Source organism: Acinetobacter sp. YH12155 (assembly GCF_013418255.1).
GTDB classification, from domain to species: domain Bacteria; phylum Pseudomonadota; class Gammaproteobacteria; order Pseudomonadales; family Moraxellaceae; genus Acinetobacter; species Acinetobacter indicus.
This window is the reverse complement of the sequence record NZ_VPCK01000008.1, coordinates 76014-101987: the sequence shown is the minus strand read 5'-3', so window position 1 is coordinate 101987 and position 25974 is coordinate 76014. Positions and strand designations below refer to the sequence as shown.

At 48.9% G+C, this 25974-nt stretch carries 24 protein-coding genes; 15 read left to right on the top strand and 9 right to left on the bottom strand.

The features are described from left to right. Positions 1-8: 8 nt before the first annotated feature. Both FTU86_RS07800 and lpxL read left to right on the top strand, forming a co-directional pair. A complete protein-coding gene (locus FTU86_RS07800) occupies positions 9-1919 on the top strand; it encodes an ATP-binding cassette domain-containing protein (protein WP_104487702.1) in 1911 nt (636 codons plus the stop codon). Positions 1920-2019: 100 nt separating this feature from the next. Next, entirely contained in the window at positions 2020-2955 is a 936-nt protein-coding gene (gene lpxL, locus FTU86_RS07795; protein WP_016659582.1) for an LpxL/LpxP family Kdo(2)-lipid IV(A) lauroyl/palmitoleoyl acyltransferase, read from the top strand. Positions 2956-3294: 339 nt separating this feature from the next. Here the strand turns inward: lpxL and FTU86_RS07790 are convergent, their stop codons facing one another. Next, positions 3295-4422, bottom strand: coding sequence for an endonuclease/exonuclease/phosphatase family protein (locus tag FTU86_RS07790; RefSeq protein WP_016659584.1), 1128 nt, complete (start codon positions 4420-4422; stop codon positions 3295-3297). A gap of 194 nt (positions 4423-4616) precedes the next feature. On the opposite strand from FTU86_RS07790, the gene asd reads away from it, so the two are divergent. The 5 genes from asd to truA all read left to right on the top strand — a co-directional run bounded on the left by asd (position 4617) and on the right by truA (position 10516). Continuing rightward, positions 4617-5735, top strand: coding sequence for an aspartate-semialdehyde dehydrogenase (gene asd / locus FTU86_RS07785; protein WP_005182074.1), 1119 nt, complete (start codon positions 4617-4619; stop codon positions 5733-5735). Between the two features lie 125 nt (positions 5736-5860). Beyond that, positions 5861-7273: a FimV family protein gene (locus FTU86_RS07780; protein ID WP_171502416.1), complete on the top strand. Its 1413-nt coding sequence runs from the start codon at positions 5861-5863 to the stop codon at positions 7271-7273. Positions 7274-7338: 65 nt separating this feature from the next. After that, entirely contained in the window at positions 7339-8685 is a 1347-nt protein-coding gene (locus FTU86_RS07775; RefSeq protein ID WP_160241641.1) for a fimbrial protein FimV, read from the top strand. Between the two features lie 46 nt (positions 8686-8731). Next, complete coding sequence (locus FTU86_RS07770) at positions 8732-9700, top strand: asparaginase domain-containing protein (protein WP_104472118.1); 969 nt, start codon at positions 8732-8734, stop codon at positions 9698-9700. Between the two features lie 18 nt (positions 9701-9718). Continuing rightward, entirely contained in the window at positions 9719-10516 is a 798-nt protein-coding gene (gene truA, locus FTU86_RS07765) for a tRNA pseudouridine(38-40) synthase TruA (RefSeq protein ID WP_016659589.1), read from the top strand. A 136-nt stretch (positions 10517-10652) separates the two neighbouring features. Here truA and FTU86_RS07760 read toward each other — a convergent pair whose 3' ends face one another. After that, on the bottom strand, positions 10653-11660 hold the full coding sequence (locus FTU86_RS07760; protein WP_104470737.1) for an AraC family transcriptional regulator: 1008 nt from the start codon (positions 11658-11660) through the stop codon (positions 10653-10655). 230 nt (positions 11661-11890) lie between these two features. On the opposite strand from FTU86_RS07760, the gene infA reads away from it, so the two are divergent. Beyond that, positions 11891-12112 carry a translation initiation factor IF-1 gene (gene infA / locus FTU86_RS07755; protein WP_001284370.1) on the top strand — a complete coding sequence of 74 codons (222 nt, stop codon included), beginning with the start codon at positions 11891-11893 and terminating at the stop codon, positions 12110-12112. A 163-nt stretch (positions 12113-12275) separates the two neighbouring features. Continuing rightward, entirely contained in the window at positions 12276-12671 is a 396-nt protein-coding gene (locus FTU86_RS07750; protein WP_127799033.1) for a hypothetical protein, read from the top strand. An 80-nt stretch (positions 12672-12751) separates the two neighbouring features. On the opposite strand, the gene leuB is transcribed toward FTU86_RS07750, so the two are convergent. The 4 genes from leuB to leuC all read right to left on the bottom strand — a co-directional run bounded on the left by leuB (position 12752) and on the right by leuC (position 16696). Further along, positions 12752-13831 carry a 3-isopropylmalate dehydrogenase gene (gene leuB, locus FTU86_RS07745; protein WP_005182055.1) on the bottom strand — a complete coding sequence of 360 codons (1080 nt, stop codon included), beginning with the start codon at positions 13829-13831 and terminating at the stop codon, positions 12752-12754. A 40-nt stretch (positions 13832-13871) separates the two neighbouring features. After that, positions 13872-14435 carry a hypothetical protein gene (locus tag FTU86_RS07740; RefSeq protein ID WP_016659592.1) on the bottom strand — a complete coding sequence of 188 codons (564 nt, stop codon included), beginning with the start codon at positions 14433-14435 and terminating at the stop codon, positions 13872-13874. Positions 14436-14536: 101 nt separating this feature from the next. Continuing rightward, a complete protein-coding gene (gene leuD / locus FTU86_RS07735) occupies positions 14537-15187 on the bottom strand; it encodes a 3-isopropylmalate dehydratase small subunit (protein WP_005182049.1) in 651 nt (216 codons plus the stop codon). A gap of 75 nt (positions 15188-15262) precedes the next feature. Then, a complete protein-coding gene (leuC, locus tag FTU86_RS07730; protein ID WP_005182046.1) occupies positions 15263-16696 on the bottom strand; it encodes a 3-isopropylmalate dehydratase large subunit in 1434 nt (477 codons plus the stop codon). A gap of 257 nt (positions 16697-16953) precedes the next feature. Here leuC and FTU86_RS07725 point away from each other — a divergent pair, with 257 nt between their 5' ends. The 3 genes from FTU86_RS07725 to ovoA all read left to right on the top strand — a co-directional run bounded on the left by FTU86_RS07725 (position 16954) and on the right by ovoA (position 20573). Beyond that, complete coding sequence (locus FTU86_RS07725; RefSeq protein WP_005182043.1) at positions 16954-17190, top strand: DUF2061 domain-containing protein; 237 nt, start codon at positions 16954-16956, stop codon at positions 17188-17190. Positions 17191-17395: 205 nt separating this feature from the next. After that, the gene (locus FTU86_RS07720; protein ID WP_005182039.1) at positions 17396-18262 is read left to right on the top strand and encodes a LysR family transcriptional regulator; all 867 of its coding nucleotides are present in this window, start codon (positions 17396-17398) and stop codon (positions 18260-18262) included. Between the two features lie 136 nt (positions 18263-18398). Continuing rightward, a complete protein-coding gene (ovoA, locus tag FTU86_RS07715; RefSeq protein ID WP_160241642.1) occupies positions 18399-20573 on the top strand; it encodes a 5-histidylcysteine sulfoxide synthase in 2175 nt (724 codons plus the stop codon). 76 nt (positions 20574-20649) lie between these two features. On the opposite strand, the gene FTU86_RS07710 is transcribed toward ovoA, so the two are convergent. After that, positions 20650-20898: a DUF2789 family protein gene (locus FTU86_RS07710; protein ID WP_160241643.1), complete on the bottom strand. Its 249-nt coding sequence runs from the start codon at positions 20896-20898 to the stop codon at positions 20650-20652. Between the two features lie 184 nt (positions 20899-21082). Next, complete coding sequence (locus FTU86_RS07705; RefSeq protein ID WP_005182034.1) at positions 21083-21742, bottom strand: HAD family phosphatase; 660 nt, start codon at positions 21740-21742, stop codon at positions 21083-21085. 183 nt (positions 21743-21925) lie between these two features. On the opposite strand from FTU86_RS07705, the gene FTU86_RS07700 reads away from it, so the two are divergent. After that, positions 21926-22408, top strand: a complete 483-nt coding sequence (locus FTU86_RS07700) for an RNA pyrophosphohydrolase (RefSeq protein WP_005182032.1) — start codon at positions 21926-21928, stop codon at positions 22406-22408. 85 nt (positions 22409-22493) lie between these two features. Then, entirely contained in the window at positions 22494-24791 is a 2298-nt protein-coding gene (gene ptsP, locus FTU86_RS07695) for a phosphoenolpyruvate--protein phosphotransferase (protein ID WP_005182028.1), read from the top strand. 13 nt (positions 24792-24804) lie between these two features. On the opposite strand, the gene FTU86_RS07690 is transcribed toward ptsP, so the two are convergent. After that, complete coding sequence (locus FTU86_RS07690) at positions 24805-24984, bottom strand: hypothetical protein (RefSeq protein WP_104472119.1); 180 nt, start codon at positions 24982-24984, stop codon at positions 24805-24807. 429 nt (positions 24985-25413) lie between these two features. Here FTU86_RS07690 and FTU86_RS07685 point away from each other — a divergent pair, with 429 nt between their 5' ends. Further along, the gene (locus tag FTU86_RS07685; RefSeq protein WP_016659595.1) at positions 25414-25905 is read left to right on the top strand and encodes a macro domain-containing protein; all 492 of its coding nucleotides are present in this window, start codon (positions 25414-25416) and stop codon (positions 25903-25905) included. Positions 25906-25974: the final 69 nt, after the last annotated feature.

Genomic DNA, 25974 nt, shown 5'->3' with positions numbered 1-25974 from the left:
GAAACACTATGGCCTATATTACCCTAAGGGATGTCCAACTCGCGTTTGGTGGACCCGCCCTGCTCGACGGCGCGAACTTTACTCTTGAACGTGGCGAACGAGTGTGTTTGATCGGCCGTAATGGTGAAGGTAAGTCTACCTTACTTAAACTGATTGAAGGAAGCTTACTGCCCGATGCCGGTGAAGTCTCGATTCAAAATGGCTTAACCGTGTCCATGCTCACCCAGGATGTCCCGATGGATTCGGGCAAGGTTGCCGATATTGTCGCCGATGGTGCCGGTGAAGCAGCAGAGGTCCTGCGTGCCTATCATGCCGCCAATGATGCCTGCGTACTGGGCGATATGGCCGCCTGCGAGCGCATGGGTGAACTGCAACACAAACTGGATCAGCTTGATGGCTGGGCACTGGAAAACAAGGTCAACTCTATTTTAAGCAAAATGGGGCTGGACCCGAATGCCGATCTGGCAGATCTTTCCGGTGGCCGTAAACGCCGCGTGCTGCTGGCCCGTGCCCTGCTGACCCAACCGGACATCCTGTTACTGGATGAGCCGACTAACCATTTAGATGTTGAAAGTATCGAATGGCTGGAAAAATTCCTGCTCGATCAGAACAACCTGACCTTATTGTTTATTTCGCACGACCGGACCTTTGTCGACAGTCTGGCAACCCGTATTGTCGAACTGGATCGCGGGATTCTGCGCAGTTATGAAGGCAACTATTCACGCTATCTGGATCTCAAAGCCCAGCAGCTGGAAGCAGAAGAAAAACAGAATGCCCTGTTTGAGAAAAAACTGGCCGAAGAAGAAGCCTGGATCCGTCAGGGTATTAAAGCGCGTCGTACCCGCAACGAAGGTCGTGTTCGTGCCCTGAAAGCCTTACGCGAAGAATCCAAAGCGCGTCGCTTCCAGCAAGGCAAAGTCAACATGGGCGTACAGGAAGCTGCGCGTTCAGGCAAACTGGTCTTTGATATTGAGCATCTGGGCGTCAGCTATGATGGCAAGCCGCTAATCAAAGACTTCTCGGCCATTGTCATGCGTGGCGACCGGATTGGTCTGGTCGGAGATAACGGGGTCGGTAAAACCACCCTGATTAAAGCCATTTTGGATGAAGTGGAACACAGCGGTACCGTTAAAATTGGCACCCAACTGGAAATTGCCTATTTTGATCAGCTGCGTAACCAGCTGGATTTGGAAAAATCGGTCAAGGACAACGTTTCTGAAGGTTCTGACTTTGTTGATGTCAATGGACAGCGCCGTCATATCTACAGCTATCTGCAAGATTTCCTGTTTAACCCGGAACGTGCGCGTACCCCGGTCAAAGCCTTGTCCGGCGGTGAACGTAACCGCGTGCTACTGGCCAAACTCTTGCTGAAACCATCCAATTTAATTGTGATGGATGAGCCGACTAACGATCTGGATATGGTCACGCTGGAACTGCTGGAAGAAATGCTGGCTGAATACAAAGGCACCTTGCTGCTAATTTCGCATGACCGTGCCTTTATGGACAACGTGGTTACCTCGACCTGGGTGTTTGATGGCAAAGGCCATATTGAAGAATATGTCGGCGGCTATCAGGACTATTTACAGCAGCGTCCGGATCAAACCGTGGTTGACCAGAAAATGGCGGTGAAAAAGGCCCAGGCCAAGGCAGAAGCAGCAAAAGTAGAAGCTGCTCCGGCGCCTGTGAAAAAGAAACTCAGCTATAAAGATCAGCGTGAGCTGGACCAGCTGCCGGCTGAAATTGAAGCGCTGGAAACAGAACAGGCTGCACTGTCAGAAAAACTGGCTGATGGTTCCTGGTTTGTATCCGATGCCGAAGCTGCAACCCAGGCTTCGCAGCGTCTGGCAGAAATTGAAGAAATCCTGCTGGAAAAACTGGAACGCTGGGATGAGCTGGAAAATATGAGCAAAGGCGGTTAATTCACCCGTTCCGCAGCATCTGCCGGACAGCGGCAGATGCTTTTTATCTTCAAAATCGTTCATGCTACACTGCATTTAACCTTCATTTTAAAACGTCACTATGCCGCAACCGCAAGATTATCAACCTGGTGAATTTCAATGGTCCTTTCTGCTACCGAAATACTGGAGCATCTGGATCGGTATTATCTTCCTGATGATTTTGGCAATCTTGCCGTGGGCCATTCAGTACCGTTTAGGCCAGTGGCTGGGCCAGCTGGCGTTTCGCTATCTGCATTCACGCCGTAAAACCACTGTCCGCAATCTGGAGCTTTGCTTTCCGGAATGGTCTGCGCAAGAGGTGCAGGACAACGCGCGCCAGGTTTTTGTTGACCAGATGATTGGCGTATTTGAAACCCTAAATGCCTGGTATAGCCCGAAATGGTTCCAGGGCCGGGTCAGTATTGAAGGTCTGGAATATATTCAGCAGGCGCAAGCGGAAGGCAAAGGCGTCTTGTTGCTGGGCACCCACTCGACCCTGCTTGATGCCGGCGGCTATTTATGTGCCCAGTATTTTGAACCCGATGTGGTCTATCGTCCGCAGAACAATCCGCTGTTAGATATGCTGATTTACCGCTGCCGGGCCACCATTTATGCCCATCAGATTGACCATGATGATATGCGTGGTCTGGTACGTAACCTGAAAAATGGCCATGCCATCTGGTACAGTCCGGATCAGGATTTTGGCCTGAAACAAGGCGTAATGGCGCCATTCTTTGGCGTGCCGGCAGCCACCGTGACTGCGCATCGTCGTTTACTGAAAATGACCAAAGCCGCCGCAATTCCGCTGTATTTCTACCGCCATGGTGATCTTAAAAATCCGAAATATCATGTCTTGATTGAGCCACCGGTTGAGCGTTTACCAAGTGAGGATGAAGTCGATGATGCGACGCGTGTTAATTTGATTATTGAACGTCAGCTGCGCATCGCGCCGACTCAATATATGTGGTTTCATCGCCGTTTTAAGACCCGTCCACAAGGCTATGAGCAGCTGTACTAAGCAATACAGCTGTATTAAGCCAATCTTTCTGCGAGTCAAATACCATATGCTGATCAAAATACCAGGACACGACAGCCCATAAAGTTAAACCCGAGTTCTGCATCCTGCAAAACTCGGGCTTATGAGGTTGTGCTTTCAAAACTTTTTTGTTGTTATCTCTGGCTTTCCATTCCTGCATCATCTCCATGATGACAATCCACCGGCTTCAACTTCCTTAACGGGACTCTCCTTTCCCAACTCCATCTGCCGATATGCTTAGAATACGCAGCTTGCTCGGTTTCAGCTATTGGCCATCGGCCTAAATCTGTGTAAGCCATTTCTTACACTTTTCCTCAAATTTCATGGCGTCTTGCTGCCCTGCTTATAATCCTGAGCCAAATCATCGGTCACGATTTTTTCTTCCCGCTCGGCTTTTTCAATACCCTCCTGAATCGCCTCCTGCGCTTCTTCTTCATCGGCTTCAGTCTGTTCCAGCTCTTCCTGAATGTGCTCAAACACCCGACCGGTCTGTAACACCACATAGACCGGAAAATGATCTGAGCCCATATGTGGCAAACGCTTCATCTCCACCAGGGCAAAATCGGTACTGTGAAACACATGGTCCAGCGACCAGCGCAATAAGGGATAATCGGCATGGAAAGTATTGACATAATGCCGGCCGACGCGCGGGTCCAGCAGGCCACTGATGCGCTGAAACAGGCGGGTGGTGCGTGACCAGGCCACATCATTCAGGTCGCCCATCACAATACAGCTTTCATCCAGATCTTTAATCTGATCGCCGACAATTAATAGCTCGGCATCACGCAGGGTCGAATCTTTGGCTTCAGTCGGACTCGGCGGTTTCGGATGCAGACAATACAGCTGCACCGGCTGGCCTGAACGCAGGATCACTGTGGTATGAATTGACGGAATTTCATCACTAAGGATAAATTTCACTTCGGTTTCTTTTAAGGGCAGGCGGCTATAGAGATGCATGCCATATAAATTGTCCAGCGGCACCGGCACGCGATAAGGATAATCCGGCTCAATCACCGCCAGCTGCTGCTGCCAGACCGTATCGGTTTCCAGTGTCAGTACCAAATCGGGCTGGTATTTCCGGATTTCAGCAATGAGCAGGTGATATTTCTGGTTGGTGGTCAGCACATTGGAGACCATTAACGAAATTTGCTGATCAGGGTTCAGCTGCTCCGGCTTAACCTTTTTAACCTGCTTTTTCCAGATAAAGGTATAAGGCAGCACCATTTTCAGCTGGTACGCCAGGGCGGCAATCAGACCGGTTAAAATCACATAGCGCGGCGTATCCCAGGCAGCATCCCACAGCAGCATCAGCACAAAGGCCACAATCCCCAGCACCAGAACCTGTAATCTGGGAAAATCGGCACCTCGAAACCACCATTCATCCCGCGGAATCAGCGACCAGAAGCTGATCCAGATGACGAAAATGGCCAGCATTTCCACCCAAATCATATGCACCTACTTAGAAAGTTCATTTTTCTCGTTTTTTTTAAATAGAAATCTAACGTTATCAATTTTGTATGTAACACAAACAAGTTATTTCACTCAATAATAATGATGTTTTGATTATGTAGAGCTTGCAGTTGTGTCCCCTTTTGATACACTCATACTCCTTTTTGTTTTTTTACGCACCGAGGCAAAGTGACATGAAAGTAGGTCTGGTCGGTTGGCGCGGGATGGTAGGTTCCGTCCTTATGCAACGTATGGTTGAAGAGAATGATTTTGCTCATTTTGAGCCATTTTATTTCTCTACCAGTAATGCCGGTGGTGAAGCACCAGCGTTTGGCGGTAAAACTGCCCCAGCACTTATGGATGCAACGGACATTAACAGTCTGAAGCAAATGGATGTCATTATTACCTGTCAAGGTGGCGACTATACCTCAGACGTGTTCCCGAAACTGAAAGCTGAAGGCTGGAACGGTTACTGGATTGATGCAGCATCTACCCTGCGTATGGATGATGAAGCGATTATCGTACTTGATCCGGTGAACATGAACGTGATTAAAGACGGTCTGGTGAAAGGCACCAAAACATTTGTGGGCGGTAACTGTACGGTTTCACTCATGTTGATGGGCTTAGGCGGTCTGTTCCAGAACAATCTGGTGGAATGGGCAACCTCGATGACTTATCAGGCAGCTTCGGGTGCAGGCGCACAAAACATGCGTGAACTGATCACCGGTATGGGCTACCTGTATAACAACACCAAAGAACTGCTGGATGACCCACGCTCTCCAATTCTGGACATCGACTCTAAAATTGCTGAACTGCAACGTGGCGAAGGTTTCCCGTCAGCCAACTTCGGTGTACCGCTTGCCGGTTCTTTAATTCCATATATCGACAAACAGCTGGAAAATGGCCAGTCGAAAGAAGAATGGAAAGGTCAGTCTGAAACCAACAAGATTTTAGGCAACCAGCAAATCGTACCAATTGATGGTCACTGTGTCCGTATTGGTGCCATGCGTTGTCACTCTCAGGCCCTTACCCTGAAACTGCGTAAAGATGTACCTCTGGATGAAATCGAAGATATCATCGCCAGTGCCAATGACTGGTCGAAAGTGGTACCAAATACCCGTGAAGCCTCAATGACAGATTTAACGCCTGTTGCAGTAACCGGTACCTTAACTGTTCCTGTGGGCCGTTTACGCAAGCTGAACATGGGTAAGGAATACCTGGGCGCGTTCACCGTCGGTGACCAGTTACTGTGGGGTGCGGCAGAACCGTTACGCCGTATGCTACGCATCTTAATTGACTACAAAAACGCGTAAGCCTTTTAAGCAAAAGTAAATTACAAAAAGCCGATCTGAAAAGATCGGCTTTTTATGTAACTAGCCTGTAAATATTTTACAATCGACTTACAACTCGCTAATCTATTCTTTTCGCTATGCGATAAATGACCGAGCTAACGATTAAGATGACCGTATATAACAAATTAAAGATCGCGATTTTAGCTATTCTTGCCTCACAACATATTCATGCGATTAATGTCGATCCTGTTCAGATTCAGTCAGCACCTGGGGAATTGCTGTATGCTGAAATGAACTTCCGTCAGTCCAATGTCAATGCGCCAATTGAAGTCAGTCTGGCCTCGGCAGAAGATTTGATGGCCATTGGTGCCAGCCATCGTCCACCGGGTCATTTAAATTTCTTTACCCGACGTGACGGTGCTGGCAACGGAGTGATTACCATTACCTCTTCTCGGCCACTGACCGATACCGAACTGAATATTGTGGTCAAAATTCGTGAAGGCTCGGCCACGCGTTTACAGCATATTAAAACCTCACTAAAACGTAGTACCCTGGCAGAACAACGCGCGCAGTTGCAACCGAAAGAGCAGCCACTAACACCGGTCATGGTCGTGAATGAACGGGACATTGCCTTAAACTTGCCGACCAGTACCGCCTATACCACAGCCACGGCATCTGCCAGCACCACGCGCAGTGTAGAAGCACCCCTAGCGATTCAAGCCAGCCCGCCACCGGCTTTAAGTCCATCAACCACACCAGCTGTCAGCGCAGCAGCACAGCCGGCTGCAAGCCCTGTGTCAGCGGTTACGCCATCGACTTCGGCGACATCAGCTCAACCGGCCTCTACACATAACGCGGGCAACACAGCTGCCGTAAATACAGCTGCTCCGGTTTCAGCAGACCCACTGGTCAAGAAATATGCCGAGCAGTTAAAAGCGCAGCAACAGCAAGCACCGGCAAAGCCGGCACCGGTTACAGCACCCAAAGCACCTGCTCCATCTGCGCCAGCATCAACCACAGCACGGCATGTGGTGCAATCCAATGAATCGCTATGGGCAATTGCCTCACGTATTGCCGCAGAGAACCAGCAGCCGGTCGGCGAAGTGATGCAGCAGATTAAAGCCCACAATGAACATGCCTTTATTCAGGGCGATGCCAACCGTTTACGCCGCGGTGCAACCTTGAATTTACAGGCCGTCAGCAGCGGGCAAAAAGCCGCGAAAAAGACCGTGCCAATCCCGGCAACCCAGCCTTCACGCCAGTCTGGCAAGGCCAAATACCGGATCAGTCAGGCCGAAATGAGTCTGGTGGCAGAAAATCAGCAAGATTCTGCCCAAGGTTCTGCCAAAAAGAACACACAAAGCGCGCAAACCTCAGAAGAGTTGTCACTAAAAGTTATGACAGCGCGTGAGAAAACCGTTAAATTACAGAGAAACGTAACACAGTTAGAATTGGCATTAAGTCAGAAGGATCAAAGAATTCAATTACTCAATGCGCGTCTTGCTGAATTGCAACAACAGTTGAAAAAGCAACAAGCCGAAAATAAGCCAAAACTCTAACGTATTACTCAACATGATTTTTTCAGGAGAGATGGTTTATTCCTCTCTGCCTAAGGGGTAGCAACATGCTGATTTATGTGATTCCATTTATTTTGTTACTGGTCATCGCGCTGGTGTTAAAAAAGCGTGAAGCCAATAAAGAATCCGAACCAGCAGCAAAAAAACCGGCTGCAGCCAGTAAAACCAAGGCCAAAAAAAGCACCACTACGAAAAAAACTACGGTTAAAAGCACTGTAGTGGCCGAGCCTGTTGCCGAACCACAAGGAAGCACACCACTTCCGGCAGATTTACGCCAGACCATTGAAACCCAGATTCGTGACCGTAACTTTTTCTCGGCCGAAGCGCAGATTAATCAGGCCCTGAAACGCGACCCGTCGTTGCATGAGCTGTATCTGCTGTTACTGGATGTGCATCTGACCCAAAAAGATGAATTTGCCACCCGCCAATTGCTGGATCATCTGAAGAACCTGGGACTGGAAGATATTCTGGCTCAGGCCAATGCCAAGGTAGATGCGCAAAAAGCCCCGCAGGCCAAAGAAGAACTTATTGAATTTACCCCAGCAACGCCTGTAGCAGTTCAAGCCACACCTGCTGAAAAAGCCCAAACTACCGCAGATTTTGATGCCCTGATTCAATCCAGCAGTTCAAGCACAGCCAGCACGTCATTTGACCAGCTACAACAGTCACTCAAAACTGAAACGCCTGCCGAAGCAAAAACAGAGGAACTGCCAGCACTGGATCTGGAATTTACCCCAAGCACTCCGGCTGCGCCTGTTAACACCCCTGCGCCAGCAAAAACAGAAGAGGTTCAGCCTCTTGAATTTAATCTGTCTTTTGACTCGGCTGCCAGCACCCAAGTGGCTGCACCGGTAACACCGGTTGAGCCAGTGACTCCGGCTGCACAAGAACCTCAGGCACTGGATTTCTCGTTTGAGCTGGAAAAGACTGCAACTGAAGCCACACCTGCGACCACACCAGCTGTCACCACCCCACCTGCGGAAGAAAAATCAGAATTTAGTTTTGATTTCTCGATCAGTCCTACACCGGTGGCTGAACAGCCGGTAGAACCTGCGGTTACCGCACCAGCAGACACTGCACCGCTGTTCCAGTTTGACCTAGATAGCGCACCAACCATTGAAGCGACACCAGCAACGCCTGAAGCACCAATGGTTGAAGAACCCGCTATGGCTGCCGTGGCGGCAACCGCGGTTGATCCGCATGATCCACTGATTCAGTCCTTCCCGGAACTGGCCGAAGTCAATGAAATCCAGCTGAATCTGGAGCTGGCTCAGCAATATATTGAGCTGGGTGCCTATGATGCGGCCCGTGCCCTGCTGGCAGAAAAAGAAGCAAACTATTCTGCAGCACAGCAGCAACACGCCACGCAGTTACTCAATCAAATAGCTTCTTAAAGTAAATCTCACTAAGATAAAGCAGTCATCCTTGGCTGCTTTTTTTATGATGAAAAAAATTGCATTAATTTATATGGGCGGTACCTTTGGCTGTGTCGGCGAGCCACTCAGCCCCATGCCTGCAAAGCAGTTTCTTCCCCAGCTGCGTCATGTGCTACCGCTGCATCTATCGGTAGAATGTTTTGTGGCGCCGGTGATTCAGGACAGCAGCCGCTGTACCGCGACCGACTGGTTACGTCTGGTGCAGTTTATCCAGCAGCTGCAGTTACAACAGTTTCAGCATTTTGTCGTCATTCATGGCACCGATACTTTAAGCTATGCCAGTGCCGTGCTGGCACACTTTATCGCGCAGTCTGCACATGTAGTGCTGACTGGCAGCCAGTATCCACTGCTGACCATAGATGGACAGAACACCCGTGACTTCAGCGATGCGCTGGATAACCTGAATTTCGCCCTGGAATCGGTGCTGCAATTGCCGGTTGGCGTGTATCTGGCGTTTCATCATCAATGTTTCCATGGTCGCAGCGCCTTAAAATGCCACACCACTGAATTAGATGCTTTTCAGGGTCAGGCCGCCAGCAGTGCTTTACATCAAAAAGAACAAGCCGCCTACTTGGTACAGGCTGCAGATCTGGACAAAGCACAGCATTTCAACTGCATGAGTGTGATGATGCAGCCGATTGGTTTAGAGCAGCAGCTCGCCAATTTGAAACTGATCGCCCAGCAGCCACCGCATTGCCTGATTTTACAAGGCTTTGGTACTGGTAATCTGGCTGTAAATGAAACACTCCTGACGTTGCTACAGTCCTTACAGACGCAAGATTGTGCCGTGATTCTGACCACCCAAGTGCCATTTGGCCCATTGGATCAGCGTTATGCGATCAGCAGCTGGATCCAGAACAGTAAAATTTTAGTCAATGATGGCTTTGGACATGCAGATCTGTATGCAAAAGCATTAAAAATGTATTTACAATACCCGCGCAGAGAACAATGGCAACAGCATTGGTATGACTAAGGCCAATTTGAGGTGAATATGCAACGTTTTGCGGTCGGGATTGAATTTTGTGGTATTCGCTACCGGGGCTGGCAAACCCAGCAACCAGGCGTCCCGAGCGTGCAGGAAACGCTGGAAAAGGTCCTCTCCAAAATTGCCGATGAACCGATTATCCTGCATGGCGCTGGCCGTACCGATGCCGGCGTGCATGCCACCAATATGGTGGCACATTTCGACACGGCAGCCATTCGCCCTGAACGCGGCTGGCTGATGGGAGCCAATAGCCAGCTACCCAAAGACATTGCCATTCAGTGGATTAAGGCTATGGACATGGATTTTCATGCCCGCTTTAAGGCCTGTGCGCGCCGCTACCGTTATGTGGTCTATAACCATCCACAGCGCCCGGCCCTGCTGCATAAACAGGTCACCCATGCCTACTATGCGCTGGATGTCGACAAGATGATTGCTGCCGCGCAAAAGTTTGAAGGCACGCATAATTTTGAAAGTTTTCGTGCCGCAGCCTGTCAGTCCAATCAGCCGGTCCGTACCGTCAGCCATTGCCGCCTGATCCGTCATGGGCATTATTTGGTGCTCGATATTCAGGCCGATGGTTTCCTGCATCATATGGTGCGGAATATCATGGGCTGTCTGCTGGAAATTGGCCAAGGTATGTATGATATTGACCATATTGATACAATTTTTGCCGCACAGGATCGTAAAGCGGCTGGCATTACCGCCCCACCCGATGGCCTGTACTTTATCCAGGCGCACTATCCAGAGCAGTTTGACTTGCCTCAAGTGCCTTTAGGTCCGCATTGGCTGAATATGCCGGAATAATTGTATTCCGCCCCCCCCTTTTACTCAGGGAGTGGTTTCATTCTTGCCACTCCAAGCTTTAAAAACGAAAGTCACCCTTGCATCAAGCGGCAACTCTAAAAAATCCCCCTTTAATCAAGGGGGACTGCGGAGATGCTTAACGCTGTTTACGTTTCCGGTACTCGACCGGTGTTTCATTGGTCCAGCGTTTAAAAGCCCGGTAAAAGGTGCTCGGTTCAGAAAATCCGGTCAGATACACAATCCGCTCCACGCTTTCATTGGTATTGGCCAGCAGTTTTTTAGCCAGACGGCAACGATAATCCGAGAGAATCTGCTGGAAACTGGTATTGGCCTCACTCAGCTGGGTGCGTAAACGACGCGGCGTGATATTCAGCTGCGCTGCCACGGTTTCCAATGTGGTTTCCCCACTTTCCAGGGTCGACCCAATCGCCCGGCGTACTTCACCGACCAGATCATAACGCGCCAGTTCCTGCAGCTTCTCCAGCGCCAGCTGCTCATGTAACTGCAACAGCTCCGGCTCGGCCTGCCACAGCGGATATTCTAAAATAGAGGGCTCGAAATACAGTCGTGTTTCATTCTGCCCCAGACTGACCGGGCACTCATAGACCCGGAAATATTCATCATCGGCAGCGCCCTGCTGGAAATTAAAGTCGATATACAGCGGCTGGAATTTGCCTTCGGTAATAAACTTGAAGAAACGCAAAATGCCCGACATGGCACATTCAGAAAAGTGACGATTGACAATATTGTCAGCCCACGGCTGTTGACCATTGGTTAAATAACAGCGGTCATCTTCAATCACCAGTTTGGCATCAAAGGCATCACTGATTAAACGCTGATAGGCCAGTGCCCGTTTTAAACCTTCACCAAAATTTTCCGAAGAAATAAACAGATGCTCAATCACCTGACCACGATAGAGCGGCAAATGTTCACCCAGATGCAAACCAATATCCGGGTCACGGCTGACTTCTTCCGCCGCCACCCAAAACGCATACTGCGCGCCCAAAGGCGTACGATCATTGGCCTCAACCTGATTAAGTGCGACACCTGCTTTTGTTAATATTTCTTCGGTTGGCAAACCGGCACGACGAATCGCTTGGTAGCCTAATCGCAATACAACCGATGCATCAGTTAGCTGACCCACGCAAAGACCTTCCTTGTATGTTCTTCATTTATACTTAAAAAGATTGATTTTAGATTAACTGTGATTGACCAAACTGACAACCATCCACCACGTTTTTTTGTAGAAAAAATTTAAATGTTTTGTTCGCTTATTTTACTGACAGATGATTCATCTGCGGCGGGTTTCACCTTGATTTTTTCAAAAAAATTGACTATAATTTGCGCCTTTCCAATTTGATCATCAGGTAGGCTATGGCCAATAAAGAGGAACTCATCGAGTTCGAAGGCGTTGTCACCGAAACGCTTCCTAATACTATGTTCCGTGTACGTTTAGAAAACGGTCACGAGGTGATTGCCCATATTTCAGGTAAAATGCGCAAGCACTATATTCGCATTTTAACTGGCGACAGCGTGAAAGTTGAAATGACGCCTTATGACTTAACGAAAGGTCGTATTACCTATCGTGCACGCTAAGTTTTAGCGCAAGCAAAAAGCCACCTTCAACAGTGGCTTTTTTATTGGCTGCTGATGCTGTGTAACAGCCAAGAATGGCGTCGAGATCTGCCGCTTATCGAATATACACATATTTTTAGGCTGTCCTTGCCTAGAATGAAGTTTTATTCAATGGAGATCGCGCATGTTTGTCTCTCGCTCCGTTGCTTTGGCGCTCCTCGCGTTCAGTCTCTCCGCTTGTGTAACCACGCCGTCCAGTACCCGAGCTGAACGTGATGCCTATCTGGCCCAATTTGTCGGCCAGTCCAGCCAGCAGATTCGCCAGCAGCTCGATTTAAGCCTGCTCGGTTACGAACAGGTCAGTTCACCACAAATCAGCCCACAGGCGCTCACCTACACCGTTATACGCCCAATCAGCATTCCGATTCCTGTAGCGAATGCCCCGGCCACCGGTCCAGCCCATATTCCAGCGCCCATTGGCCCAGCCAACAGCTATGATGTTAACCTGCACTGCCAGATTGTGTTCCGGCTGGAACAGAATATTGCCCACTCTGTACACTATACCGGTCGCACCTGTTAAGCGCTGAATCTAGACCTAGCTATTCAATAGCCATAAAAAAACGCAGCCTGCAGCTGCGTTTTTTGATTTGCTGTCGAGACTTAGCCCAATGCCGCAACCACAGCCTGACCCATTTCCTGAGTACCCACTTTATTCATGCCTTCAGACATGATGTCAGCCGTACGTAAACCTTGATCAAGCACATTGCCCACTGCATCTTCAATCGCTTTCGCGGCAGCTTCTTCACGGAAGGTATAACGCAGCATCATTGCCACAGACAAGATGGTCGCCAACGGGTTGGCAATGTTCTGGCCAGCGATGTCTGGTGCTGAACCATGACATGGCTCATACATACCTTTGCCATTTTCATCTAGCGACGCTGATGGCAACATACCGATAGAACCGGTCAGCATTGCTGCTTCATCAGACAGGATGTCACCAAACAGGTTACCGGTTACCAGTACATCAAACTGTTTTGGCGCACGTACCAATTGCATTGCAGCATTGTCGACATACATGTGGGACAGGTTGATTTCTGGATATTGTTCAGCATGTAGCTGGGTCACGGTCTGCTTCCACAGCTCAGTCACTTCCAGCACGTTGGCTTTGTCCACCGAGCAGACTTTACCACCACGCAGTTTGGCCATTTCAAAAGCCACTTTGGCAATACGCTTGATTTCTGATTCAGCATAGACGTCGGTGTTAAAGCCCTGTTTCTCGCCATTTTCCAGCTCGCGAATACCACGTGGCTGACCAAAGTAAATCCCACCCGTCAGTTCACGTACAATCAGGATATCCAGACCCGATACAATTTCCGGCTTTAAGCTAGACGCATCAGCCAGTTGCGGATACAGAATCGCTGGACGCAGGTTAGCAAACAGGTTTAATTCGCTACGTAATTTTAACAGGCCACGTTCCGGGCGGATCGAACGCTCAATCGTATCCCATTTTGGACCACCAACTGCACCGAGCAATAAAGCATCGGCTTTTTTCGCCTGTTCAGACGTCACATCCGGATAAGGTGAACCATGCGCATCAATCGCGGCACCACCTAACAATCCCTGTTCCCACGTCAAGCCCAGATTGAACTTTTCATTAACACGCGTAAGCACCTGCTCCGCTGCTGTGACGATTTCTGGGCCAATACCGTCACCGGCAAGAATCAAAATATGTTTTGACATGAGTTTTTCCATTTCCTGTAGCAGTCAACGACTGTGGAGACTAAATTTTCTGTTCCACAAATTCCCCCAGTCCATGTAAGACATTATAAGGTTTGCAGAAACGTCGAATAATTTTCTGGTTTTGTAAAAGATCCACACACAGCGGCTCTGGCGCCGAAACATTCAGCAGACTGCCTTTATGCTTGCTGCGGTCACGGTACATTTTAAAAGTGTACGTTTGACGCGGCTTAAACTGATGAATGACGTGCAAGGTTTCGGCCTGATCACGGGAAATCGGATAGAACCGGATCACCACTTCATGCTGTTTGGCCGGAACCGACAGATATAGCGGATTAGGCTGTCGTAGTGAATCTGCCTGCAAGCGCACCAATCCCTGCTTGATGGCTTCACGACTCAGACGCTGACTTTCAGCATCCATGATCATGACCCGGTTCAAGCGTTCAAACTCGCAATGCTCGGTACCTGAACAATAAATACGTGCATTGGATTGGGATGCCTGTGTCTCTTTTACCTGTTTTAGACGTGCTGTATCCCAGGTTTGACATGCTGTTAACAGCGTAGCCACTCCCCCCAATACAGCAAGCCGACGAAAAACCTTCAACATAGCCCGAGCCCAACCTCATCAAAAAGCAGAATATTTAAATTATTATGCCTTGAATGTTAACAAGAGTTCGACGCCCGTGCTATGCCTATTTACGAAATAACTTAAGCTTGAATTTCCGCAAACACCCACGGACGCGCGGCTTTGGTTTTCTCCTCATACGCGCGAATATCATCGGCATCTTGCAAGGTCAAACCAATATCATCCAGACCGTTTAACAGGCAATGCTTACGGAATGGATCAACTTCAAACTTGAATGCTTCACCGTTTGGCGTACGGACTTCCTGTGCTTCAAGGTCAATAGTTAACTGATAACCTTCATTGGCTGCACATTCCTTAAATAGCTGATCAACCTGCGCTTCGGTTAAAATCACCGGTAACATGCCGTTTTTAAAGCAGTTATTAAAGAAGATATCCGCAAAACTTGGGGCAATGACTGTACGCAAGCCGTATTCACTTAAAGCCCACGGCGCATGCTCACGGCTGGAACCGCAACCAAAGTTGGCACGTGAAATTAAAATGCTGGCGCCCTGATAACGCGGCTGGTTCAAGACGAAATCTGGGTTTTTAGGACGGGTTGAATTGTCCTGACCCGGATAGCCTTCATCTAAATAACGCAATTCATCAAACAGGTTGTCACCGAAACCGGTACGTTTGATTGATTTCAAGAACTGTTTTGGAATAATTAAATCGGTATCGACATTGGCACGGTCTAAAGGTGCAACGATACCCTGTTCAACGGTATAAGCTTTCATATTTATGTTCCAATGAATCCGTAGTCTCTCTCACATCCGCTCCAGCAAGGAGCGGCCTGGGATGAGGGCTTAAACTTAGAATGAACGAACATCCACAAAGTGACCGGCAATTGCCGCTGCTGCTGCCATGGCCGGGCTGACCAGATGGGTACGACCACCATTGCCCTGACGACCTTCAAAGTTACGGTTTGAGGTCGATGCACAGTGCTCGCCTGGCTGTAACTTGTCGGCATTCATGGCCAGACACATCGAGCAGCCAGGTTCACGCCATTCAAAACCGGCTTCCAGGAAGACCTTGTCCAAACCTTCTGCTTCCGCCTGCTGTTTGACCAAACCAGAACCCGGTACCACCATCGCCTGTTTAATGCTTGGCGCCACTTTACGGCCTTTGATCACATCTGCCGCAGCACGGATATCTTCAATACGCGAGTTGGTGCATGAACCAATAAAAACACGATCTAACTGGATATCAGCCAAAGCCTGACCAGCAGTTAAGCCCATATATTGATAAGCACGGGTCCAGTCATTGCGCTGTACCTCATCTTTGGCCTGTTCCAAAGTTGGTACTGCCTGAGAAACCGGAATGACCATTTCAGGTGAAGTACCCCAAGACACTTGTGGTTCAATCTCTTCGCCCTGTAATACCACGACAGTATCAAAATGCGCATCGGCATCTGAATGCAAGGTATTCCAGTACGCCACAGCCTGATCCCATTGCTCGCCTTTTGGTGCATAAGGACGGTCTTTTACATATTCAATGGTTTTTTCATCAACCGCGACCATACCGACACGTGCACCGGCTTCAATTGCCATGTTACACACGGTCATACGGCCTTCAATCGACATATCACGGAACACCTGACCGCCAAATTCAATGGCATGGCCCGTACCGCCTGCTGTACCGATTTTGGCAATAATCGCCAGCACCACGTCTTTCGGGGTCACGCCCTGGCCCAACTGACCATCTACGCGCACCAGCATGTTTTTCATTTTCTTCTGAATTAAACATTGCGTGGCCAACACGTGCTCAACTTCTGAGGTCCCGATCCCGTGTGCCAAACAGCCAAAGGCACCATGGGTCGCGGTATGCGAGTCGCCACATACCACCGTCATTCCCGGCAAGGTTAAACCCTGCTCTGGTCCAACCACGTGAGCAATCCCCTGACGGATATCGTTAATATCAAATTCAACGATATTAAAAGTCTTACAGTTATCGTCTAAGGTTTGCACCTGAATACGCGAAGTATCATCTTCAATACCGGCTACGCCCTGCTCACGCTCTTTTTTCGAGGTCGGTACGTTATGGTCCGGAGTCGCAATATTGGCACTTAAACGCCATGGCTGACGGCCAGCCAGTTGCAAACCTTCAAAGGCCTGTGGAGAGGTAACTTCATGCAACAAATGACGGTCGATGTACAATAAAGCCGAACCATCATCACGCTGTTTTACCAAGTGGTCATCCCACAATTTGTCATATAATGTTTTTGCTTTTTGGGTTTCGCCTGCCATGTCGATGTGCTCCACTGGACTGGGTAATTCTGTCATTAATTTCGATTATAACCACACAATTACATAAATCTAATTTATCATTTTTATTAGTTAAAAAACTTTATGGAATAAATATAATTGATTTTTGCTAAGATTAACATCTGATTAAAAATTCAATTTTCCGATTAAATTTTACAAAATATTCGTTTTTACAAATTAATTCGTACTGACTATGATGATGTTATCAGCACTGAATTGTAGATACGAGGAACATCATCATGGCGCATATTCAAAACTTTGTCGCAAACAACCAGCGAATGTTTAAAAAGACTTTTAGCTACTATGTGATGCACATTACGGTGGCCATGCTTGTCGGCTATTTCGTTACCGGCAGTCTGTGGATGGCCATTACCTTAAGCTTATTGGAACCAACAGTACAGGCGGTGGCCTATTTTATTCATGAACGCATGTGGGAAAAGAAAGCACAAGACGGCACAGAGGAAATCACCGCCTAGCCTATTTTTCGCCCGGTGTTCCTCCCAAAAGATCATCTTCAGGATGATCTTTTTTATTTTAATATAACTTAAATTACTGTTTTTAAAATATTTATATTCAAGTTATGGTTGTTGAACTTCAATTTATAGAAAAATAATCTTTGATTAATTCTAAAAATTTCTAAATAATAATTTTAAGCATAAAAAATCTTTATAGGTGATTGCGATGAATCTTGCAGCATTTGAAGCTTTTGTAAAAGTCATGGAAACCGGTTCGATTTCTCTGGCCGCCGATCAGCTGTTTATTACCCAGCCCGCAGTCACCAAACGGATTCATAGCCTGGAAGAATATTTTGGGGTCAAGCTGTTTGAGTCGGCCGGCCGTGGCGTGCAGGCAACCCATGCTGCGCATTCGCTGTTACCCAAAGTCAAAAACTGGCTAAATGAACTGGGCGATATTCATCATACTTTAAGCCATGAACAGGGCCAGGTGCAGGGTCGCCTGAAAATTGGCACCAGCCATCATATTGGCCTGCATCATCTACCCGATCATTTACGTCGCTATGTCCAAGATTTCCCCGATGTCACCTTAGATGTGCATTTTGTCGATTCGGAACAGGCGCATGAACAGGTGCTGGCCGGTGATCTGGAACTGGCCTTTTTAACCCTGCCACCGCAAGGTGATGACCGGCTGCAATATGTCACCATCTGGAATGATCCGCTGGTGTTTGTGGCTGCGCCTTTTCATCCGCTGGCCCAGCAGAAAAGACTGAAACTGGAAGATTTAACCCAGTTCCCGAGCCTGCTACCAGCAGCACAGACCTATACCAGCCAGATTACCCTGGCCGAGTTTGAAAAACAGGGCGTGAAGCCGAAGATCACCATGAGCAATAACCCGCTGGAATCCATCCGCATGCTGGTGTCGATTGGACTGGGCTGGTCAGTGTTACCGAAAACCCTGATTAATCAGGACTTGCAACAGCTGGATATTAATCTGGAAATGAACCGCCAGCTGGGCATGGTCTGGCATCCGGGACGCACACAGTCCAAAGCGGCGCAGGCGCTGGTTAACTTTATGCAGCAGCCGGACTAGGTTCATCGACCGGTCGCATCCTTCTGTACAGTTACTGAACAAAACAGCACGCTGCTCCAAATTGGCGTAATTTGAAAAGACAAGGTGCCCGCACAAGACACCAGGATCTTTATAAAAATGATGCAGGAGCAGAGTGATGAACCAGACCACTTCCCCGCTTGCCTATTCCCCTTCGTTCAGTTCAGCCCAGGCGCTCCAGCAGCGCCTAGCCGGCAGTGCACCGCCTTTACAGCCCAGTCCACGGCTGGATGTTATGCAGGCCGATACGCTACGTGCCACCCTCAAGCAGTATTTTCTGCAAACCTTTGACTGTTATGAATCATTGTTTAGCTGCCTCAACGGCGATGAGGCCTTTTATCACAAGCCGATTGCGCTGCGCCATCCGCTGATTTTTTACTATGGCCATACCGCGACATTTTTCATCAACAAACTGCTGCTCAGCAAACTGATTGAACAGCGTATCAATCCACATTTTGAATCCATCTTTGCGGTGGGTGTGGATGAGATGAGCTGGGATGACCTGGATGACAGCCGTTATGACTGGCCGACACCCGCGCAGGTCAAACACTACCGCGATCAGGTGCGTGCCACGGTGCTGGAAATTATTGAAAAGGCACCGCTGAGCACGCCAATTGACTGGCAGCATTCGTGGTGGTCAATTCTGATGGGCATTGAACACGAGCGGATTCATCTGGAAACCTCCTCCGTGCTGATTCGCCAGCATGCCCTTGACTATGTCCAGACACAGCCACCATGGCGGCCAAATATCCTGACTAACACCGCACCAGAGAATGCGTTGCTTCCAGTGGCAGCCGGCCGGGTACAGCTCGGTAAGGAGCGGCACGACCCGGTTTACGGCTGGGACAATGAATATGGCCAATATCAGGCAGAGGTAGCGGCGTTTGCGGCCAGCCGCTATCTGGTCAGCAATCAGGAATTTCTGGCCTTTGTTGAAGATGCCGGCTATCAGAACACAAACTATTGGGAAGATGAAGGCTGGCAATGGCGCAGCTTTGCCCAGGCCGAATATCCGACCTTCTGGCGTAAACACGGGCCGGACTGGTCACTCCGGCTGCTGACCGAAGAAGTACCAATGCCGTGGGACTGGCCGGCGGAGGTGAATTATCATGAGGCCAAAGCCTTTTGCCACTGGAAAGCGAAGCAAACTGGTCAGCCAGTACGACTGCCCACCGAAGAGGAATGGTATCGGCTGGTACAGCTGGCTGGCGTAAATGAGCCGTCTGCACCTGCCAATCTGGCGCTGGCCTATGGTGCTTCCTCCTGTCCGGTCAATACCTTCCCGCATGGCGATTTTTATGACCTGCGCGGCAATGTCTGGCAATGGACCGAAACCCCGATTTATCCATTTCCGGGTTTTGTGGTGCATCCGATTTATGATGATTTCAGCACCCCAACCTTTGATGGCCGGCATAATCTGCTCAAAGGCGGCTCCTGGATTTCTGCCGGCAATGAAGCCGAGCTGGCCTCACGCTATGCCTTTCGCCGGCATTTTTTCCAGCATGCCGGTTTCCGCTATGTGGTTTCTGATCAGGAGCCGCTGGCGATTCAATCACAATATGAAACCGACCGGCTGGTGTCTGAATATCTGGAATTTCAGTATGGCCGTGAATATTTTGGCGTGGCCAATTTTGCCCAGACACTGGTGCAACTGGCCCTGACCCAGCTGGCCGACAGACCACGACGTAAAGCACTGGATATTGGCTGTGCTACCGGCCGCGCCAGCTTTGAACTGGCCCGTTATTTTGATGAAGTGGTCGGGATTGATTTTTCAGCGCGCTTTATCCAGAACGGCGTCAAACTGGCACAGGGCGAAACCCTGCATTACAGCATCTGCACCGAAGGTGAACTGGTGGATTATCATGCCTGTGATTTAGCCCAGCTTGGACTGGCGGAGGTCCGGGACAAAGTCCAGTTTTACCAGGGTGATGCCTGTAATCTTAAAGCGATTTTCAGAGGCTATGATTTTATTCTGGCGGCCAATTTAATTGACCGGCTGCATCATCCGGCGCAGTTTTTAAGCCAGATTCATACACGGCTGAATATGGGCGGTATTCTGATGCTCAGCTCACCCTATACCTGGGTGGAAGAACACACTGTCCGCAGTGAATGGCTGGGTGGCTTTAAAAAAGATGGCGAAAACTGGAGCAGTCTGGATGGCTTAACAGCCTTGCTAGAGCCGCATTTCCGTTTAATGACTGAACCGCAGGACATCCCTTTTGTGATTCGGGAAACCCAGCGCAAGTTTCAGCATACCTATGCGCAGGTCAGCTTCTGGGAACGGATTGCCTAAATGGATAGAAAAGAAAGTGAGGGATCAGGCCAAATTCCGGATTTGGCCTGATGATCTGGAGATTTGAACGAACGATTTAACGGCGAGGCACAGAGTCTTCATGCAGCGCTTCATTCAGCTGGTCGACCGTAATGGCCCACTCCCCATCCGAGGCAATTTTTTCAGCTAAAAACTGACGTTGACCATCACTCCAGAATTCTGCATCCATAATATGAATTTCCGCCACCAGTTGATGCTGGCCGATAAAATCTTGAATCGCCTGTTCGCTGGAGTCCAGGCCCAGTTGTTCAAACAGATTGGTCATTCTTGGTCGGGTTTGGCGCATGCGTGAATCTCCCTGTTGTTGTTCTTGTCTTCACCATAGCATATAAAACTGCAAATCCTAGTGCTGTTAAAAAAAAATCACCTTTTCATAAATTTGCAAGATAGATGACAACCGGCACAGACCAAAAAACAGGGCCAGTTATAGCGGCCCTGTCTGCTGATCTTGGTGTAGATAAACTGCGCTTTTATTCAGCAGCAATCGACCAGTCCTGAATCTCCCAGCCCTGCTCGACCGCCAAGGCCCGCAGACGATCATCCGGATTCACCGCAATGGCGTGGTCTGCATATTCTAGCAAGAAACGGTCATTGATTGAATCTGAATAGGCCCAGGATTCGGTCACCTCACGTCCGGCCAGCCACTGTTCCAGACGTACCAGTTTGCCCTGCTGATAACAGGCAGTATTGATCACTTTACCGGTATATTTGCCATCGACCACTTCGGCATTGGTGGCAATGATTTCGCTAATGCCAAATTCACGGAAAATTGGCGCAGTAATAAAATCCGAAGTCGCGGTAATGCCGACCAGTGCATGTCCGGCCTCACGATGACGCTGAATCGCCTTAAAACCTTCCGGGCGCATTTGTGGACGAATCACTTTTTGCATAAACAACTCATGCAGTTCGGTCAGGTAGTGTGACTCGTGCTGGGTCAGAAATTCGAATACAAATTCGTTATAGGCAATCGGGTCAAGCTGGCCAGCTTTGTAATCTTCATAAAATTTGTCATTCATGGCGCGGTGATGAACCGGATCGACCAGACCTTCATTGACTAAAAACTCACCCCAGGAATGATCCGAATCTGTATTTAACAAGGTGTGATCGAGATCAAATAGCGCCAATTTCATGAAAATACTCGTAAAAACTGAAATTTAAGAAAAAATTTGTAAATCTATCTCCGCTAGTCGATAGAAATTCGTTAAGATCATAGCAATTTTAACATTTTTAAACTTTGCTTTTTTTCGTGTTGGATACAGAAATAAAAATCCCCGGAAGCAAAGGCATAATTTACAGAATATTTAGGTAGCCAAATGATCGACTCAGAAGGTTTCCGACCCAATGTCGGGATCATTTTGGCAAACGACTTTGGACAGGTTTTATGGGCAAAACGCATTGGACACAATGCATGGCAATTTCCACAAGGAGGTATCCAGCATGGAGAAACCCCTGAGCAGGCACTTTATCGTGAGCTGAGAGAAGAAGTTGGCTTACTGCCCGAACACGTTCAAATTATCGCACAAACGAAAGGTTGGCTGCGTTACCGTTTGCCGCACCGTTACATCCGGCCCGATTCCGATCCGGTATGTATTGGTCAAAAACAGAAATGGTTTTTACTCAAACTCACGGCCTCGGCCCAGTTGATTCAGCTCAACCTGTCCGATCCGCCCGAGTTTGATCAATGGCAGTGGGTCAGTTACTGGTACCCACTGGGTCAGGTCGTGAATTTCAAACGCGATGTGTACCGCAAGGCGATGGTGGAATTATGTCATCAATTGCCATCTAAGAAAGCCTGAAAAAAGCTGTATGATCATGCAGATTTTTTAAACGACTCTTGCTATAAAGAGAACAGAACTGGAACGCTGATTTGGAGCAGACTTTATGTCGAATATGCAACTGGATACCCTAAGACGCATTGTGCAGGAAATTAATGCGTCCACCAGTTTGCATGAATCGCTCGACATTATGGTCAATCAGGTTGCTGAAGCTATGCATGTCGATGTCTGCTCCATTTACCTGCTTGACGAGCGCAACCAGCGTTATCTGCTGATGGCCTCTAAGGGCTTGAATCCTGAAGCGGTCGGCCATGTGTCTCTGCATACAGGTGAAGGTCTGGTGGGGCTGGTCGGCCAGCGTGAAGAAATCGTCAACCTGGACGATGCACCGAAACATGAACGCTTCCTGTATTTACCGGAAACCGGCGAAGAAATTTATAATTCCTTCCTCGGCGTGCCGGTCATGTACCGTCGTAAGGTCATGGGCGTACTGGTGGTGCAGAACAAGGAATGTCAGGACTTTAGCGAAGCGGCTGAATCCTTTCTGGTCACGCTCTGCGCCCAGCTCTCTGGCGTGATTGCGCATGCGCATGCCGTGGGCAATATTGATGTCTTTCGTAAACCCAGCAATCTGCCGGCCTACAAAACCTTCCAGGGCGTTTCCGGCTCGGGCGGGATTGCGCTTGGCCGCGCGGTCATTCTCTATCCACCAGCAGATTTGGCCGCGGTACCCGACCGTGAAGCCGATGACATCAGCGAAGAACTGAAACTGCTCGACACTGCGCTGGATGCCGTGCGTCAGGAAATTCAGGCGCTGGATGACAAAATGCAGGATGCGCTGATGGCCGAAGAACGCGCCCTGTTTAGCGTGTTCCTGCGTATGCTGGATGAAAATGCCCTGCCGGCGGAAATTAAAGAACTGATTCGGGATGGCAATTGGGCACAAGGTGCGGTGCGGATTGTCATTGACAGCCACATTGCCCAGTTTGCCCAGATGGAAGATGACTACCTGCGTGAACGGGTTTCCGACTTAAAAGATCTCGGCCGGCGTATTCTGGCCTATTTGCAGGAAGCCGATGCCAGCCACCGCGAACTGACCGATGAAAGTATTCTGATTGGTGAAGAAATCTCGACCGCGGCACTGGTGGAATTACCGGTCGATAAAATTGCCGCAATTGTCACCACCGAAGGCGCCATGAACTCACATATGGTGATTGTCGCGCGCGCACTGGGTATTCCAACCGTGGTCGGGGTGACTGAACTGCCGATCAATACCCTCGATGACGTAGAAATGATTGTCGATGCGCATCAGGGCCGGGTGTTTATTAATCCGCCACGGCGTTTACGCACCCGCTATAAAGAAATTCAGAAAGAAGAAGAACTGATTGCCAAAGACCTGAAACAGTATGAAACCAAGGACGCCGTTACCCCAGACGGCGTGACGGTCAAACTGTATGTCAATACCGGTCTGATGATTGATGTGGTACGCGGCGTACAACGCGGTGCTAAAGGCGTCGGCCTGTACCGCTCTGAAATTCCGTTTATGCTGCGGGACCGTTTCCCGGGCGAAGAAGAACAGCGTGCCATTTACCGCCAGCAGCTGAGCCACTTTGCCAACAAACCGGTGGTGATGCGTACCCTGGATATTGGCGCAGACAAAGACCTGCCGTATTTCTCGATTGAAGAAGAAAACTCGGCGCTAGGCTGGCGCGGGATTCGCTTCACCCTCGATCATCCGGAAATTTTTTCTTCACAAATTCGCGCCATGCTCAAAGCCAGCATTGGCTTGAACAATCTGCACATCCTGCTGCCAATGGTGACCAGCGTCAATGAAGTCGAAGAAGCGCTGTATCTGCTAGATCGTGACTGGCATGCAGTACAGGAAGAAGAACAGGTCAAGATCAACAAGCCGCGTATCGGGATTATGGTAGAAGTGCCCAGTGTGCTGCTGCAGATTGATGAATTTGCCGAACTGGTCGATTTCTTCTCGGTCGGCTCCAATGACCTGACCCAGTATCTGCTGGCGGTAGACCGTAACAATCCACGCGTGGCCAACGTCTATTCCCATTTCCACCCGTCGGTGCTGCGCGCACTGACCCGTCTGGTCAAGGAATGTCACAAGTACGATAAACCGGTCAGCATTTGTGGTGAAATGGCCGGTGATCCGCTATCTGCGGTGCTGTTGATGGCGATGGGCTTTAATACCCTGTCGATGAGTTCGAGTAACATTCTGCGCGTGCGTAAAGCGATTTGCCATGTGCCGATGAGCGAAGCACAGGAGCAGCTGGAACGGGTGCTGAAAATGAATAATTCGCTGATGGTGAAAAGCTGGATGGAATATTATTTTAAAACCCATGGTCTGGGCGATATGGTCAAGGCCTCTACCCGGATTGTTGGCGCTTAAGCTATATTTTTATTTAAACCAGACAGAATGAATAAGGGCGATAATCATCAGAATATCGCCCTTGTTTGTGTTTGCTATAGCCGCGTTTGGCATTCTTTTTCCGGTCGACAAAAACCTGGCTCTTGTTGACCTCATGCATATATTTGGCCACGAAGTTATGCTGAATCACTTCTGGCTGTTTTTTCTTTGCCATCACTTTATCCTTCCGGTTCATGATTTGAATGCAGGTGTTCCTGCGCTGTATTGATGGGTACATTTGCGCAAAATTCAAGCGCATTTTAGCCTTAAAACTGCGTTTTGTTTCCCATCATCCCCCTTGGAAGGGGGAGCCAATCATACATTTTTTTGGACAATTCAGCAGCAATTTTGCGGCAGTCATGCGACAATAAAAAGGAAGGGAATAGAAAAATTTTAAAGTGTTTTTCTGAACATTCTTCAGTCAAAAAATGAAAAGCAGGTTCAGCTGCTCTGCCCCTATAATTATAACATGAAATATTATAATTTTTTATTATTTTGCAAAGGCTTAGCAGTTATATAGCACGCTAGAAAAAACTTCCTGATAGGCTAAGATGAAGCTAGAAGATCAATTCAAACAGCCTCTTCCAAAACAGGAGTTCACAGCATGATTTATGAAGTTTCTGGAGATATTTTATTAAGCCAGGCTCGTGCCATTGCCCACGGTGTTGCCCCAAATGATAACTTTGCCACCGGACTGGCTTTAAGTCTGCGCGAACACTGGCCGGCGCTGTATAAAGACTTCCGTAACTATTGCCATATTTACCATCCTAAAGCGGGTGAACAATGGACCTGGGTCAATGCCGAAGGTCAGCGCATCATTAATCTGATGACTCAGGAAGCGGCCTATGACAACGGTTCCAAGCCGGGTAAAGCATCGACAGAATACGTCAACCGCACCCTGAAAAATCTGAAACAGCTGGTTGAAGCCGAGAATATTGAAAGTCTGGCGCTGCCACGTCTGGCCACCGGTGTCGGCGGTCTGGATTGGGAAGAAGTCCGCCCGCTGATTTACAAGCATTTAGAAGACCTGAATATTCCGGTTTATATCTACACCCTGTACCAGAAAGGGGTGAAAGCAGACGAACCGGCGCATTAAGCCAAGCTCGTTTGATCGTTAGAGTGAGACTGATGCCGGGATCACACGGCTGCGCAACTGCAGACCGCC

Bases quoted from the DNA above. Each gene is read 5' to 3' on its own strand.
- FTU86_RS07800 (WP_104487702.1), top strand. From the start codon at position 9: ATGGCCTATATTACCCTAAGGGATGTCCAACTCGCGTTTGGTGGACCC.
- lpxL (WP_016659582.1), top strand. From the start codon at position 2,020: ATGCCGCAACCGCAAGATTATCAACCTGGTGAATTTCAATGGTCCTTT.
- FTU86_RS07790 (WP_016659584.1), bottom strand. From the start codon at position 4,422: ATGATTTGGGTGGAAATGCTGGCCATTTTCGTCATCTGGATCAGCTTC.
- asd (WP_005182074.1), top strand. From the start codon at position 4,617: ATGAAAGTAGGTCTGGTCGGTTGGCGCGGGATGGTAGGTTCCGTCCTT.
- FTU86_RS07780 (WP_171502416.1), top strand. From the start codon at position 5,861: ATGACCGAGCTAACGATTAAGATGACCGTATATAACAAATTAAAGATC.
- FTU86_RS07775 (WP_160241641.1), top strand. From the start codon at position 7,339: ATGCTGATTTATGTGATTCCATTTATTTTGTTACTGGTCATCGCGCTG.
- FTU86_RS07770 (WP_104472118.1), top strand. From the start codon at position 8,732: ATGATGAAAAAAATTGCATTAATTTATATGGGCGGTACCTTTGGCTGT.
- truA (WP_016659589.1), top strand. From the start codon at position 9,719: ATGCAACGTTTTGCGGTCGGGATTGAATTTTGTGGTATTCGCTACCGG.
- infA (WP_001284370.1), top strand. From the start codon at position 11,891: ATGGCCAATAAAGAGGAACTCATCGAGTTCGAAGGCGTTGTCACCGAA.
- FTU86_RS07750 (WP_127799033.1), top strand. From the start codon at position 12,276: ATGTTTGTCTCTCGCTCCGTTGCTTTGGCGCTCCTCGCGTTCAGTCTC.
- leuB (WP_005182055.1), bottom strand. From the start codon at position 13,831: ATGTCAAAACATATTTTGATTCTTGCCGGTGACGGTATTGGCCCAGAA.
- FTU86_RS07740 (WP_016659592.1), bottom strand. From the start codon at position 14,435: ATGTTGAAGGTTTTTCGTCGGCTTGCTGTATTGGGGGGAGTGGCTACG.
- leuD (WP_005182049.1), bottom strand. From the start codon at position 15,187: ATGAAAGCTTATACCGTTGAACAGGGTATCGTTGCACCTTTAGACCGT.
- leuC (WP_005182046.1), bottom strand. From the start codon at position 16,696: ATGGCAGGCGAAACCCAAAAAGCAAAAACATTATATGACAAATTGTGG.
- FTU86_RS07725 (WP_005182043.1), top strand. From the start codon at position 16,954: ATGGCGCATATTCAAAACTTTGTCGCAAACAACCAGCGAATGTTTAAA.
- FTU86_RS07720 (WP_005182039.1), top strand. From the start codon at position 17,396: ATGAATCTTGCAGCATTTGAAGCTTTTGTAAAAGTCATGGAAACCGGT.
- ovoA (WP_160241642.1), top strand. From the start codon at position 18,399: ATGAACCAGACCACTTCCCCGCTTGCCTATTCCCCTTCGTTCAGTTCA.
- FTU86_RS07710 (WP_160241643.1), bottom strand. From the start codon at position 20,898: ATGCGCCAAACCCGACCAAGAATGACCAATCTGTTTGAACAACTGGGC.
- FTU86_RS07705 (WP_005182034.1), bottom strand. From the start codon at position 21,742: ATGAAATTGGCGCTATTTGATCTCGATCACACCTTGTTAAATACAGAT.
- FTU86_RS07700 (WP_005182032.1), top strand. From the start codon at position 21,926: ATGATCGACTCAGAAGGTTTCCGACCCAATGTCGGGATCATTTTGGCA.
- ptsP (WP_005182028.1), top strand. From the start codon at position 22,494: ATGTCGAATATGCAACTGGATACCCTAAGACGCATTGTGCAGGAAATT.
- FTU86_RS07690 (WP_104472119.1), bottom strand. From the start codon at position 24,984: ATGGCAAAGAAAAAACAGCCAGAAGTGATTCAGCATAACTTCGTGGCC.
- FTU86_RS07685 (WP_016659595.1), top strand. From the start codon at position 25,414: ATGATTTATGAAGTTTCTGGAGATATTTTATTAAGCCAGGCTCGTGCC.